This is a genomic window from Endothiovibrio diazotrophicus (assembly GCF_054657215.1).
The window spans coordinates 1-218 of sequence record NZ_BAAHXB010000397.1; the positions used below are offsets into that span (position 1 = coordinate 1).

General features: G+C 58.7%; 1 protein-coding gene. It reads right to left on the reverse strand.

Annotated elements, in window-relative coordinates:
• Nucleotides 1-8 precede the first annotated feature (8 nt).
• Nucleotides 9-218: hypothetical protein (locus ACYQ2W_RS26955; RefSeq protein WP_459874240.1), on the reverse strand; the 210-nt coding region annotated here is incomplete at its 5' end.

Below are 218 nucleotides of genomic sequence, written 5' to 3' on the forward strand. Positions count from 1 at the left end.
TTTTTCTGCTACCCCCCGCTGAAGGAGCCCATGCCCAGTTTCTGCATCAGCGCGGTCAGCCGGTCGTCGCCTTTCACCTGCGTTTCGAACTCTTGGCGTAACGCCTCGCTCGACTGCGGGTCGGCAATCAGTGCGTCGTAGTGTTTTTGAGCGGAGTCGATGCCGTGCTCCTTCAGCACGGAGCGATAGTGCTCTTGAATCCGTTCGCCGTATTCGGT